The sequence below is a fragment of the Nocardia sp. NPDC049220 genome (genome assembly GCF_040647855.1).
Lineage (GTDB): Bacteria > Actinomycetota > Actinomycetes > Mycobacteriales > Mycobacteriaceae > Nocardia.
The window spans coordinates 143,521-155,971 of sequence record NZ_JBEZDA010000010.1 but is presented as its reverse complement, the minus strand read 5'-3'; the positions used below and the strand labels follow the sequence as shown (position 1 = coordinate 155,971).

The window sequence follows — 12,451 nt, the reverse complement described above, 5'->3', positions numbered from 1 at the left end:
AGGTGGCATGGGAGCGAACTCGGCATGACCTTCTCCACGCTGGATCTGTCCACAGATTCGTCCGACTCGGCACTCGAAATCGGCGGACAGCCGGCGTCCGCGCCACTGCGCAATGCCGATCACGTCGCCTCGCACATGGTCGGGTACTTCGAGACCTGCCTGGCCCCCAGTCGCGCACTCCGTGGCGAGCACTCGCGCGGAGAAATCACCGAACTCGCCCGCGGCTGTCTCGGCCTCGTCGCCGAGATGTTCGACCGGCGCGCCGTCCCAGACGGTGAGCAGCTCGGCGCGATGCGCGAATCGGCGTCCCAGTGGGCCCGGGAGGGCGTGCCGCTGCGCACCATCCTGCGCGCCTACCACGAAGGGGTACGCATCGCGTTCGGTCTGGTCACCGCGCACGCCAAAGCCGATGACGTCAACGAGGTGCTGATCGCCACCGATCTCGTGTTCGAACTGCTGGAAGCGGTCACCGCGGCGGTATCCGAAGCTTATGTCGACGAGCAGCATTCGGTCGCGCGGGAACACCAGACGGCGGCACAGACGCTGGCCTCCGCACTGTTGAGCGGACGAGGAACTTCGGCACTGGCACGGCAGACGGGCATCCCGATCGCAGGGTCCTATCAGGTGATCGCCCTTGCGATCCCGGAGCACCCGGACGAGCGCGACGCGCAAGTCGACACGAATGTCGCCGCACGTCGCACGTTGCGCCGGCTACAGTCCGGGCTGGCCTCGGTGTTCGCGTCCCGCGCACTGTCCCTGCTCAGCACGAAGGGCGGCACGCTGCTGATCCCGCTGGGCGCGGACACCGAAACCACCGTCGGGGGCGCGACGCTCGGCCTCTTGACCGAGGCCGCGGAGGTCCCGCTCACCGCCACCGTCGTGACCAGTGACACCGACCGGATTCCCGAATCCGCCGACCAGGCCCATGAGCTGCTCAATCTGGTTCAGATCGGCAGCAGACCGCCCGGTCTCTACCAGATGGCTGATCTGGCCGTCGAATATCAGCTCACCCGCGGCGGCCCGGCGACCCGGCGAATCGCCACCATTCTCGGTCCGCTCGACGCCCATCCCGAACTGTTCGAGACCATGCGCGCCTACCTCGGCAACGATATGAATCGTCGGCTCACCGCGCGCCAGCTCTACGTGCATCCCAATACCGTCGACTATCGGCTGCGCCGCATCACCCAGCTGACTTCCCTCGATCTGGCGACCTCGGCGGGAATCTCGCAGGCCGCGATCGCACTGCTCGCCCGTGACCTGGACCGCAGCGTCGTACGGCCCCGCTGATGACTGCCCGGTCCGTGACCGATCCGTGGCCGTAACGGATTCGTGCTGGTCACCGCACGGCGAACTTGCGATCCTGGTAAGGCCTCGATGTCTGGATGGTGAAATATGCGAATTTCGGAGATCCTGCGTAGAAAGGGTAGCGACGTTGCCACCGTCGCCACCGACACAACGGTACGCACGCTGCTCGCCGCGCTGGCCGAGCACAATATCGGCGCGGTCGTCGTCTCCCCGGACGGGAACACGATCGCGGGTATCGTTTCCGAGCGCGACGTGGTGCGCAGTCTGCACGCCCGCGGCGCGGGCCTGCTGGACACCCCCGTATCGGAGATCATGACTTCCGACGTACGCACCTGCGCGCTCGACGATACGGTCGACGGCCTGCGTTCCATCATGACCGAACACCGTATCCGGCACCTGCCCGTCGTACACGAGGGGAGACTGGTCGGCATCGTCAGCATCGGCGATGTGGTGAAAAGCGCGATCTCGGAGCTGGCGACCGAGCGCCAACACCTCGTCGAGTACCTGCAGGGCCGGTACTAGAGTTCGCTGAGGTTGCCGAGATCGGCCGAGAGCCAGTGCTCCGGCCGCAGGTAGATCGCGACCTGCTCACCGTATGCCTCGGCGGCCTTCAGATAGGCGTCGACCGATTCCGCGGGCAGGTAACGCGCGACCATCTCGCGGTGCATCTCGTCGGTCGCCGGCGCGACTCGGATGACCGGGCCCTCCACGCTCACATAACGGACGGTCGGCTCCACCTGCTCCACCATGAGGGTGAACCGACCGGCTTCCCGGATAAGGCGCATCTTCTGCGACTGCGGGCCGGTGAGCACCCATACCTCGCCGCCGGGGCGATACTGGTACCAGATCGGGACAGTGAGCGGGCCACGTCCGGATCCCGCCGACACCGACAGTGCCGCGATGTGTGGCTGCGCGAAGAATTGTTGACGCTCGTCCGAGGTCAGTGGCATGACCACCAGGCTAGCGTTCGAAAGCCGTTGTCCACGACAAAACTTCGAAGTCCGTACCAAAAATGCGTATCGTGGGTGAAGTCCAGCGGATCCGGCGAAGGGAGCGTCACCGTGCGCTTCCCCGCCCCGAGGTCGCGTGTGGCGCGGGCGGTGGTTACGCGGGCGGTGGTTACGCGGGCAGAGGTCACACCGGCGGAGGTCACGCGGCCCTCGGCACTCGTGCCCACCTCGGTGCGCGAACTGTTCCCGGCGTTGGCCGATGCCACCGAGGTCTACCTCGACAGCGCCGCCACCACGCAGAAACCGCTACCTGTCATCGAGACCATCCACCGCTATCACAGCGCACGGACCGCCAATGCGGGGCGCGGTACCTACCCATGGGCGACCGGCCTGTCCGCGCGGATCGCCCACGTCCGGGAGCATGCCGCGGCGTTCATCGGTGCCGAGCACGCCGACGAGGTGGTTTTCACCAGCGGAGCCACTGCCGGGCTCAACGCCGTCGCACTGTCGTGGGGCATGGCCGACCTCGGCGATGGTGACGAAATCCTCTACAACGCGACCGATCATGCGTCGAATGTGTATCCGTGGCACCATCTGCGCGGGTTGCTCGCGCGCTTCGGGCGCCATATCGCGCTGGTTCCCTACCGAGTGACCGGCACGGGAGAGGCGGACACCGCCGACATCCTGGCCAAGATCACTCCGCGGACCAGGCTGATCACGACCAGCCATCTACACCATGTCTTCGGCGGTCGCACCACGCTGGAGGAATTGCGTGGGCAGATCGATCCTGCCATTCTGCTGTGCTTCGACTGCTCGCAGAGTGGTGGGCACCTTCCGGTCGACGTGACCGAACTCGGTGCGGACTTCGCGATCTTCGCCGCGCACAAAATGTTCGGCATGCCTGGAACCGGAATCCTCTACTGCCGCAGACGCGTGCACGACAGGCTGGTCCCGTTCCTGCCGGGTGGCACCTCCGGGGTGCGTCTCGGCGCGGGCGGCCTCCTTCCCGAGGCGATGCCCGAACTGCTCGAGGGCGGCACCCCCAACATCCCGGGCATCCTCGCACTCGGCAGCGCGCTGGACGTGCTGGAATCTCTCGACATCAGTGCGATCGCGGCACACAACCGGGACCTGACGTTGCGGCTGATCGATGGCCTGCGACCACTGCGGCGGCTGGAGTTCCTGCCCGGGCCGGCGCACGCCGACTGCGCCGTCGGGTACGGGATCGTCTCGTTCACGCTGGACGGAATCTCGGCCACCGATCTGGGATTCGTATTGAGCGAGCTGGGATTCCTGGTCCGTACCGGTGCGCACTGCACTCCCGCGGTAGCCGACGAGGTCGACTCGGTGCGGGTGAGCACGCACGTCTACAACACCCGCGACGAGATCGACCGATTCACCACTTGCGTCAATAAGATCGCCGAGGAGGTCACGTGACGATCGATACCCCGCGCTACGACCGGCGGGCCGCGTCCCAGGTGCTGGCCGGACTGGCGCAGCCGGGGCTGTTCACCGCACCGCTGTCGCCGCCAGCGCTGCCGCGCCGGATCGAATTCACCTGTGCCGCATTGTCCGCCGAGCCGGGCAGTCACCTCACCTACTCCCAGCGTCTGTATCTGGAGCGGTTCATGCGGCCGTGCCGAGCGGATCAGGTGACCAGCGCGTCCCATCGGATCGCGTGGACCGACAGCGACGGCATCCCGAACACGGGACACTTCCGGGCCGACGGACTCGGGCCGTTGGTGCCGATCGCCACACGCGAAGCCGTTCTGGCGCTCTGGCACGCGATAGACGCGAATCCCACCTTCTTCGAACGGGTTTCGGCGCTGCGCCCGAGCGATCACGCGGCGCTGCTCGGCACTACCACCGATCACGATCCGCTGGACATCGTGCGAGTCGGCATCGAGTCGGCCGGGCGCGTGCTGACGCAGCACGCGCTGCTCGCCAGCCAGACCCCGTATCACGACGCCACCGAGTTCGCGAAGGGAATACAGGATTCCGGACTGTTCGCGGCGGTGGCGACGCGCTGGTTCTGGGAGTTGCAAGCGTCCACCTACCGGCGCGGCATGATCCCGGTGACCCTTGTTGCACAACCCAACGGCGCCGTACGCTATTCGGCGGAGACAGTGGCGACCCTGCGCGCGATGAAAGACGCCACCATCGCCGACGCGCATACTGTGATGCGCCGCGCCACCACCGTCGAGGGGCTCTCGATCCCGGACGCGCTTGCCAAGTACCACGACGATCTCGACCTGATCTCACGTCAGTACGCGTTGCTGCCCACGGGAACCCGCCCCGCCTGCCTCGCCGCGATGCCGCACCAGATGAACGGCGAGCACTACAGCATCCTGCCCACTGTGGTCGACCGGTTCGTCGCGACGTTCCTCGAGATCACCGAGCGCTGCGAGATCGTCGAGGTTAGCGCCGACCTCTACGGGGCGGACGCGGACCGCGCTGTCACCGTCGAGGATCAGGTGTTCTCCGTGCCAGACATGACCTGTCAGCACTGCGTCCGCACGATCGGCGGAGTGCTCGCGTCGATGGACATCCGCGTGATCGACATCGACCTGACCACCAAGCGGGTGATCGCCGAGTTCCGTAGCCCGCGCAACCGGGCACGAGCGTTCGAGGCGATCCGGGACGGCGGCTACAACCCCGTCGCTGCGCAGCCGGAGACCCCGGCGCGGCAAGTCGCCGCAGAGCCCTCGGAAACCGCGGTATGACGGGTCCGTTCCCGGCGCTCCCAGCGAAGCTGCATCCGCTGGTTTCCGCCTTCCTCGACACTCCGGACGCCGTGGCGCAGACACTCACGCGGTTCGGCTCCCCGGCGCACTTGGTATTCCCGCAAGTGTTCGCGGAGAACCTCACGAGTCTGCGCGACGTGCTCGACCGCCGCACGCCACGACACCGGATCTGCTACGCGCACAAGGTCAATCAGTCCCGCGCGTTGGTTCGGACCGCCGAGCAAGCGGGTATCACCATCGACGTCGCCTCGACGCACGAGCTGGCCAGCGCCGCCGGTGCGGGGTTCGATCCGCCGCGCATCGAGGTGACCGGGCCGAAGGGCGAAGCCTTCCTGCGTGACCTCATCGACCACGGGGCGACCATCAACGTGGACAACCTATGGGAACTGCGCCGGATCGCCGAGTTGGCCGGGGACCTACCGGTGCCGGTGCTGCTTCGGGTCGCCGGTTTCGCCGCCGGTCAGGTGAGTCGGTTCGGCGTGCCGCTCACGCACACCCGGCAGGCGCTGGACCTGCTGACGGAGCAGTGCGAGCACATCGAATTCCTCGGTTTCGCCTTCCACCTCGACTCCGGTGACCTCGGTGAGCGGGTCCGCGCGATCGACGCCTGCCTAGCATTGGTCGAGCGGGCTTACGATTGCGGACTCGCACCGTCGGTACTCGACATCGGCGGTGGATTCCGTCAGGTGTTCACCGCCGACGCCGAGCAGTTCGACAACTATGTGCTTGCACTGCGCGAGTCGCTACTCGGTCGTAGAGAGCCGATGAGCTGGGGCAGCAACACCTTCGGGTACCACATCAGCGGCAGTGCCGTGCACGGTACGCCAGTGTTCCACAAGTACGCCAACACCGTGCCGGCGAGCACGATGCTCGCGGATCTGCTCGACGCGCCGCTGCCGGGGCACGGCGGGCGCACGGTGGCACAGGTCACTGGCGACAATCTGCTCGAGTTGTGGCTGGAGCCGGGTAAGTCGCTGGTCGACCACGCGGGTATCACGGTGGCCTCGGTCCAGTTCGTCAAGCAGACTTCCGACGGCAGTGTGCTGGTGAATCTGGACCTCAGCCGCGATTCGGTGACGCCTGCCGACCAGGAGGTCATGGTTGATCCGATCGTTCTGCCCCGCGCAGTGCGCCAGGCTGCGTCCACCGGGCTGGATCCGGCGCTGGGCAGAAGCGAATCCGGGCCGGTCGGCGTCTATTTCGCGGGGCAGTTGTGCCTGGAACGTGACCTGATCACCAACCACAAGGTATGGCTGCCTGCCCCGCCGCGGTCGGGTGATCTGATCGTTTTCCCGAACACCGGCGCCTACCACATGGATCTGTCCGCGGCATCGGCCTCGATGCATCCACCGCCTGGGAAGCTCGCCGTCACCTACGGCGCCGGTGACTTCCAGGTCGTTCGCGACATCGATTACGAACCACCCGTCGCTCTCGACCCGCCGCACTCGGCGATTCCACACCCCGGCCACCGTCCCACGCGGCCGGTCCGATCCGTCGAGACCCACTGATGCGCTACGAACACATCACCGAACTCATCGGCAACACGCCCCTGCTGCGCCTCGATCCCACAGTGCACGGACTGGCGCACGTCGAACTCTACGCGAAGCTGGAGTCGCACAACCCGTTCGGCTCGGTCAAAGACCGGGTGGCCTGGGGCATGATCCGCGACGACCTGGCCGATATCGGCGCGGGCCGCCAGACCCTGATCGAGGCATCCAGCGGGAACACCGCCAAGGCGTTGCGCATCCTCGGCGCGGTGTACGGCATCGGTCTGCGCGCGGTCACCAACCGGATCAAAGTCGCCGAGGTCCGCGATCTCTTACAGCTGTTCGGCACCGAGATCGTGGAACTGCCGGGCCTGTCCGAATGCCCCGACCCGACCACGCCGAACGACGTCTACTCGGTCATCGAGACGACCATGGCGCAGCAGCCCGGTGTCTATCGCCATCTGTCGCAATACACCAATGAGAAGAATGTGGAGGCGCACTATTCCGGCACCGGCCGGGAGATCCATGAAGACCTCGCCGCCGACGGCATCACCAGGGTCGACTATCTGATCGGAGGGCTTGGCACCACCGGATCCACCCGAGGCACCGCCACCTACCTGCGCAAGCACAATCCCGAACTGCGCACCATCGCGGTGGTGTCCGAGCGGTCGGACTTCATCCCCGGTATCCGGTCCGAAAGTGAGATGTGGGATGTCGGGTTGTTCCAACCCGATTTCTACGATCGGATCGTCACCGTGCCCGCCACCGACGCGGTGGACGCGACACTACGGCTCGCCAGCGGGTATGGGGTGCTCGCCGGGCCGACCAGCGGCGCAGCCTATGCCGCTGCGCTGGACACACTCGACGCTTTGGACCAGTCGGCGATCGACCCGACCGATCCGATCATCGCCGTGCTCATCGTCTGCGATCGGCTCGAGCCGTACCTGTCATATATCAAGAAGCGCAGGCCCGAGCTGTTCGACCGCACAGGCGGGGAAGCGGCGCCGACTGCTACCGAACTGAACGCCACACCCAGACTGTCGCCAGAGCAACTCGTCGAACTGGACCGGACCGGCCGACCGACTATCGTCGACACGCGTGGCGCGATGGCCTTCCGCATCGGGCACGTGCCCGGCGCACTGAACATCCGCGACGACCAACTCGACGAGATGTTCACCCACGGTATCCCGTTCCCGCGGTCGCGACCGGTGGTCTTCGTCTGTCCGGTCGGCGAGCTGTCGCTGCGGTTCGCGGCCCGCGCCCATCGGGCGGGATATGACGCCGCGAGCCTCGACGGCGGGATCGTCGCGTGGCGTGACGCAGGTCTGCCCCTCGAGCGCGGCTGAGCCCAGCCGGCTACCGCACCACAGTGGTGCAGTGTCGGATGTTCGCCAGCAGCGGGGCCAGCGGACCGCGGTATCCAGTGGCGAACAATTCGACTGTCGCCGAGAACAATTCCACGAACGCCACTGCTGTGTCGTGCTCGAACAGCGCAGTCGGGTAGATGAACCCGCCGTCGATTCCCGCGGGCCGGCCCACCCGATCGTAGCGTTCGACCAGGCCGAACTCGAGATCGTGCTTGGCGCGGATCACGCCGATATCGATCTCGGCGATGGTCAGGTCGCCGCCGGTGTGCGCGGACTGCGCGGCCGCGCCGCGCTGGAGGATCAGCGTCGCTTGGAACAGTGGGCAGGCCGCGTCCTGGAGCAGGCAGCGCTTCAGCCGAGTGTTCGGCGTATCGGGGTTGGCGAACGCCGCCAGCGCGACCCTGCGTACCTGTTCGAGCAGGTCGTCCACGTCCGCGGCGCGGTCGAGACGGACCCGCATCAGCACGTCGTCGGAGAAGTTTCCGACCAGATCATCCAGTAGGCGGTGCCCCCGCCCCGACACCGCGGTGGCCACCGTGACATCGTCGCTGCAAGAGAAGGCCCCGACCGCCACCGCGAACGCGGCCTGCAGCACCATGAAAATACTGGCTTGCGCCGCCGTGGCCCGGTTGAGCAGCCCGCGGTGCACGCCGGCGCCGAACGTGACCGGAAGGAGGGCGCCGACGGAGTCCGCCCGACGGTCCGGACGTACTCGGGCACAAGGGAATTCGAGCACGGCCGGCCGACCGGCCAGAACGTTGGCCCAGTAACGCAACTGCTGAGTGGCCCGACTCCACTCGTCCGCATAATCGCCGAGCTGGGCGTGCTTCCATAGCGTGTAGTCGACATAGTCGATCGGTAGCGGCGTCCACCCGGGCGCGACGCCAGCCCGCCTGGCCAGATAGGCAGTGACGAGGTCTCGCAGCAGAGGACCCACCGAGCGGCCGTCGATCGAGATATGGTGGACGACCAGCACCAGCACGACATCGTGCGGCCCGAGCACACACAGCCGCGCCCGCAGCGGTTGGTCGGTAGCCAGATCGAATTCGTTCGCCGCGAATTCGGCAATGTGTTTCGGTAATTCATCCTCGGTGACCATGCGGACCTCAGGCCGCACCCAGGCCTCGAGTACCGGAACGACCACCTGCGCCGGACCCGCACCGGTCTCCGGGTAGCGGGTGCGCAATGGCTCATGCCGGGCGACGACATCGCGGATCGCCGCGACGAGCGCGCCGACTTCCAACGCTGGACCGCATATCCGCACCGCGCGAGCCACATTCCAGTCACTCGAGCTACCCGCGCGCGCGGCGTGCCACATCCGTTCCTGGGCGGGCGCGAGCGGCACGTACGCCGGACGCGGGCGGCGGGCGAGCGCAGCCGGACGCTGCCGCGGTGGGAGATTAAGGACCGAAGGTCGTCGGTCGTTGGGCAGAGCCACCCCCAATCCGCCGCCGACGGTGCGGCCTCCCACAGTGGAGTTGTTCACGCGTTGTAATCCTCCACCGCAGAAACACCGATCAAACCGGCAGCGTAACCGGCTCGCGTAAACATACAGTTACCATCCCGTAATCGTCCAGCATTTGTTTCGGCAAGACCATGGTGTCCGTACAGGTTCCAGGCAGGTCCGGGATACATCCGCAGACCCAAGGCACTATCGTTGGGCGGTGCAGACAGACCAGGAATCAGAGGGCGACTCAGGCCCGCGGATCTGGGGTGGAACCACGCTCACCGAGCGGAGGGAGGCACGCCGGGCAGCGCTGCTGGAGGCCGCGCTCGACCTGATCGGCGAGGCGGGCGCGAGCGGGGTCACCATGCGCGCGGTGTGCCGACGAGCCAACCTCACCGACCGCTATTTCTACGAGAGTTTCACCAGCCGCGACGAACTGCTGGATGTGCTCTACCGTCAGATCGCCGACGAGTTTCTCGCACCGATGACCGCCTTCACCGCCACCGACGACCGGTCCCGCGACCGTGAGTTGTCGGAGATCTTGGTGGACGCAGTGCTCGCCGACCCGCGCAAGTCGCGACTGTTCTTGGTCGAGCCGTACTCGAGCACCGGCCTCGGCCAGACCACCATCGCGGTGATGCCGGTGTTCACTCGAATCATGCAGGACCACTTGTTCGGCCACATCGACGACCCGGTCCGGCGCAGACTTGCCGCGGTGACGATGGCCAGCGGCAATGCCGGTATGTTCGCGGCGTGGCTGAACGGCTCGCTGCGCGCAACCCGGGACCAGATTGTCGACCACTGCGTCGCGATGCTCACCGCGTATCGCTCGCTGTATTGCTGACCGCACACCTCCCGGCACCGACTTCGACCGCGACCGCGTCGCGGTGTACCGACGACTCGGATGTCGGTATCTCCGTCCGGGTATTTGCGCGACCTGCCTCGCGACAGTGCCGCGAACGTCCTGTGTACGACCGTGAACTCCGATGCCCCAATCTGATCGAGGCCACCCGCGCATGCACCATCGCAGGCCGCCACCAGCCCGGATGGTCGTACAGCACGTTCGGGAGTTCGCCGATGGATTCCGGTCCCGCCCGACGCCGCACACTCCGAACTCACCCACCACGGCGCCCTGGCTGGCAAGCCAACACGCGCGGGCGCGGCTGGATCGCCCGGAACAGGGAAACACCACCATCGCAGATCTTCCGGTGTCGAATATGTTGTGTGCGAAGTAGTCCGACGATCCGGCAGTCTGTACCGGAGATCGCGAGATGACCGACCCCATAGTTGGTTCGACAGGTACGCTCACATCGCCGATCCGGGGAGCCGGGACGCTGGGTGAGGTCTTGGTCGCGATTCGAGGGGGAACCGAGCTGTATCTCGCACAAGCCGTCGAGCCGATTTCGGCTGGATCGGCGGTGCTGGTCATCGCGGTCCATCCGGGACGCATCGTCGATGTCGTCCCATGGATTCCGCTCGACACGGAATCCGGCGAATTATTCTGAAACAGTAAGGGAGACAGACGTGCTGGGTTATCACGTGCCGGACCCGGACGAGGCGATGTTGGTCAGCGGCGGTACGAGCCGAGACAACGCACCGTTCAAGGTGATCATCGGACGTGGCGCTTGGGTGATTCCACTGTTCCGCAAGGTGAGCTACCTGTCCCTGGCGATGTTCGAGGCCGAGATCAAAGAGCGGTGTGTCACCAAGCAGGCGATCCAACTCGACGTTCGAGCGGTGATCGCGTTCAAGGTCGCTAACGACACTCCCTCAATCGTGAACGCGGCGCAGCGCTTTCTCTCCGAGCAGGAGCGAGAGATGTCGGTGCTTACCGGACGCATTTTCTCCGGGCACCTGCGATCGATCGTCGGTTCGATGACCGTTGAGGAGATCATCCGGGAACGCCAGAGACTGGCGGACGAAGTGCTCGTCGCGTCGAAAGTGGAAATGAGCAATATCGGTCTGTGGGTCGACTCCTTCCAGATCCAGTCCATCGACGATGGGAACCTCGGCTACATCGCCGCACTGGCGGCGCCGCATAATGCCGCGGTACAGCGCGATGCGCAGATCGCGCAATCCCAGGCGGCGCAGGTGTCAGCGCAGGCCGAGCAGGAATCCCAGCGCAGGCAGGCGGAATACCAGCGCGAGACCGCGATCCTGCGTGCGCAATACCAGCGCGATATCGACAAGGCGAACGCCGAGGCGGCTCAGGCCGGGCCGCTCGCCGAGGCGATGGCGTTGCAAGAGGTGCTCACCGCTCAGGCCGAGCAGGCACGCAAAGCAGCCGAGCTACGCGAACAGCAACTGCAGGCCGAGGTCGTGAAACCCGCTCTAGCCGAAGCGGATCGGGTGCGCATCCTGGCCGAGGCGGAGGCCGACCGGACCAGGATCCAAGCCGAGGCAGCCGCGTCGAACAACCGGATCGCGCTGGATCAATTGTTGATCGAACAACTTCCGGAAATCGTCAAGCAGGCCTCGAACGGCCTGGCGAACGCGAATCTCACCGTACTCAATGGACCCGATGGCGTGAGTGAACTGGTGAACGGAATGGTCGGTCAGGGGCTGACCGTGTTCAATTCGCTACAAAAGGCCCTAACCCCCAACGACAGGGAAGATGCGGGTTAAAGTAGCCGGGTATCGACTGCGGCGAGGAGCGGGTGTGGTGGTGTCCATCGGGAAATTGGTGTCGTTCGACAGCTCTCGGGGATTCGGGTTTATTCGGCCGGAAGACGGCGGTCCGGACGTGTTTGTCCACGTCAACGACATCGGACTGGACGAGGACGAGTTACGCCAGGGGCGGGTGTTCGAATTCGACGTGACCGAAGGCGACCGTGGACCCAAGGCGGTCAATCTCAGCGCGGTCGGCGGCCAGCCCGCTCCCGCGGTTCCCCGGTCCAAAGGGAAGGAAAGACCGGGCTCGGGACCGCTCACGGTCGCCGAACACAAACGCCTGATCACCGAGTTGCTTCTGGATGCGAGCCCGGCGCTCACGGCCGGTGAGATCCTCACCATCCGGGATCGGCTCACCGCTTTCGCCGACCAGCACGGCTGGCTGGAGAACTGAGCCGGAGCGCGAACACGCCGAAGTCCACGACCGTGTCGGGGTTGCCACTTACCATCGACCGAAGCCGCGCCACGTACCGATGAGTTT

Annotated in this window: 12 protein-coding genes; 10 read left to right on the top strand and 2 right to left on the bottom strand. The window is 66.0% G+C overall.

Annotation, left to right across the window (positions count from 1 at the left end):
• Positions 1-24: 24 nt before the first annotated feature.
• Positions 25-1,287, top strand: coding sequence for a helix-turn-helix domain-containing protein (locus AB0C34_RS21590; RefSeq protein WP_357075674.1), 1,263 nt, complete (start codon positions 25-27; stop codon positions 1,285-1,287).
• 105 nt (positions 1,288-1,392) lie between these two features.
• Positions 1,393-1,827: a CBS domain-containing protein gene (locus tag AB0C34_RS21585; RefSeq protein WP_357075671.1), complete on the top strand. Its 435-nt coding sequence runs from the start codon at positions 1,393-1,395 to the stop codon at positions 1,825-1,827.
• On the opposite strand, the gene AB0C34_RS21580 is transcribed toward AB0C34_RS21585, so the two are convergent.
• Positions 1,824-2,255, bottom strand: a complete 432-nt coding sequence (locus AB0C34_RS21580; protein WP_357075668.1) for a pyridoxamine 5'-phosphate oxidase family protein — start codon at positions 2,253-2,255, stop codon at positions 1,824-1,826. The two genes, AB0C34_RS21585 and AB0C34_RS21580, sit on opposite strands and share 4 nt — an antisense overlap.
• A 165-nt stretch (positions 2,256-2,420) precedes the next feature.
• On the opposite strand from AB0C34_RS21580, the gene AB0C34_RS21575 reads away from it, so the two are divergent.
• From AB0C34_RS21575 to AB0C34_RS21560, 4 genes are read left to right on the top strand one after another with little or no spacing between them, the layout of a single operon-like run.
• Positions 2,421-3,692, top strand: a complete 1,272-nt coding sequence (locus tag AB0C34_RS21575) for an aminotransferase class V-fold PLP-dependent enzyme (protein WP_357075665.1) — start codon at positions 2,421-2,423, stop codon at positions 3,690-3,692.
• Complete coding sequence (locus AB0C34_RS21570; RefSeq protein ID WP_357075662.1) at positions 3,689-4,978, top strand: heavy metal-associated domain-containing protein; 1,290 nt, start codon at positions 3,689-3,691, stop codon at positions 4,976-4,978. The genes AB0C34_RS21575 and AB0C34_RS21570 overlap by 4 nt, the downstream gene beginning before the upstream one ends.
• Positions 4,975-6,507 carry an alanine racemase gene (locus AB0C34_RS21565; protein ID WP_357075659.1) on the top strand — a complete coding sequence of 511 codons (1,533 nt, stop codon included), beginning with the start codon at positions 4,975-4,977 and terminating at the stop codon, positions 6,505-6,507. Before AB0C34_RS21570 ends, AB0C34_RS21565 begins: the two co-directional genes overlap by 4 nt.
• The gene (locus AB0C34_RS21560) at positions 6,507-7,832 is read left to right on the top strand and encodes a pyridoxal-phosphate dependent enzyme (RefSeq protein WP_357075656.1); all 1,326 of its coding nucleotides are present in this window, start codon (positions 6,507-6,509) and stop codon (positions 7,830-7,832) included. The genes AB0C34_RS21565 and AB0C34_RS21560 overlap by 1 nt, the downstream gene beginning before the upstream one ends.
• Positions 7,833-7,842: 10 nt before the next feature.
• Here the strand turns inward: AB0C34_RS21560 and AB0C34_RS21555 are convergent, their stop codons facing one another.
• On the bottom strand, positions 7,843-9,339 hold the full coding sequence (locus AB0C34_RS21555; RefSeq protein WP_357075653.1) for a condensation domain-containing protein: 1,497 nt from the start codon (positions 9,337-9,339) through the stop codon (positions 7,843-7,845).
• Positions 9,340-9,517: 178 nt separating this feature from the next.
• Here AB0C34_RS21555 and AB0C34_RS21550 point away from each other — a divergent pair, with 178 nt between their 5' ends.
• The 4 genes from AB0C34_RS21550 to AB0C34_RS21535 all read left to right on the top strand — a co-directional run bounded on the left by AB0C34_RS21550 (position 9,518) and on the right by AB0C34_RS21535 (position 12,364).
• A complete protein-coding gene (locus AB0C34_RS21550) occupies positions 9,518-10,144 on the top strand; it encodes a TetR/AcrR family transcriptional regulator (RefSeq protein ID WP_357075650.1) in 627 nt (208 codons plus the stop codon).
• Positions 10,145-10,571: 427 nt separating this feature from the next.
• Complete coding sequence (locus AB0C34_RS21545) at positions 10,572-10,805, top strand: hypothetical protein (protein WP_357075647.1); 234 nt, start codon at positions 10,572-10,574, stop codon at positions 10,803-10,805.
• Between the two features lie 19 nt (positions 10,806-10,824).
• Positions 10,825-11,925, top strand: a complete 1,101-nt coding sequence (locus AB0C34_RS21540) for an SPFH domain-containing protein (protein ID WP_357075644.1) — start codon at positions 10,825-10,827, stop codon at positions 11,923-11,925.
• Positions 11,926-11,959: 34 nt separating this feature from the next.
• Positions 11,960-12,364 carry a cold shock domain-containing protein gene (locus AB0C34_RS21535; protein WP_357075641.1) on the top strand — a complete coding sequence of 135 codons (405 nt, stop codon included), beginning with the start codon at positions 11,960-11,962 and terminating at the stop codon, positions 12,362-12,364.
• Positions 12,365-12,451: the final 87 nt, after the last annotated feature.

Excerpts from the sequence above, each read along its gene's own strand:
- AB0C34_RS21560 (WP_357075656.1), top strand. The coding sequence starts at position 6,507 with ATGCGCTACGAACACATCACCGAACTCATCGGCAACACGCCCCTGCTG.
- AB0C34_RS21545 (WP_357075647.1), top strand. The coding sequence starts at position 10,572 with ATGACCGACCCCATAGTTGGTTCGACAGGTACGCTCACATCGCCGATC.
- AB0C34_RS21580 (WP_357075668.1), bottom strand. The coding sequence starts at position 2,255 with ATGCCACTGACCTCGGACGAGCGTCAACAATTCTTCGCGCAGCCACAC.
- AB0C34_RS21590 (WP_357075674.1), top strand. The coding sequence starts at position 25 with ATGACCTTCTCCACGCTGGATCTGTCCACAGATTCGTCCGACTCGGCA.
- AB0C34_RS21565 (WP_357075659.1), top strand. The coding sequence starts at position 4,975 with ATGACGGGTCCGTTCCCGGCGCTCCCAGCGAAGCTGCATCCGCTGGTT.
- AB0C34_RS21585 (WP_357075671.1), top strand. The coding sequence starts at position 1,393 with ATGCGAATTTCGGAGATCCTGCGTAGAAAGGGTAGCGACGTTGCCACC.